Source organism: Lyngbya sp. CCY1209 (assembly GCF_035615495.1).
Taxonomy (GTDB): domain Bacteria; phylum Cyanobacteriota; class Cyanobacteriia; order Cyanobacteriales; family Microcoleaceae; genus Limnospira.
Genome location: NZ_JAJENU010000695.1, coordinates 1 through 338 on the forward strand (window position 1 = coordinate 1; position 338 = coordinate 338).

1 pseudogene is annotated in these 338 nt (G+C 62.1%); it reads left to right on the forward strand.

The window, feature by feature from the left end:
* Window positions 1–45: 45 nt before the first annotated feature.
* Window positions 46–338, forward strand: a pseudogene (locus LKE08_RS29370) (hypothetical protein); the annotation flags it as partial.

Below are 338 nucleotides of genomic sequence, written 5' to 3' on the forward strand. Positions count from 1 at the left end.
CGTTATCACCACGGCCATTCACCCATTACTCAGGAGTATTTACCCATGATTGGATTTGTCAGAGGCGACGACATGAAGGGGGGCGCGATCGCCCCCGTGGAAGGACAGCACAGCAACCTGGACAAAGGGTCCGTTTTCGTCACCAGTCCGAACGGCATCACCCCCGACAACCCCGGCAGTTGGGAGCATTTCCGGTTCGCTCCCGTGTTGGACCGCGCCCGGACGATCGACCCGGCCGAAGCCGACGCCCTCACCGACCTTGCCGACGAGTCGGACAAACTGACCGTCAGCACCCGCAAGGGATACCGGGCATTGGGACGACTGGACGACAACGGCCG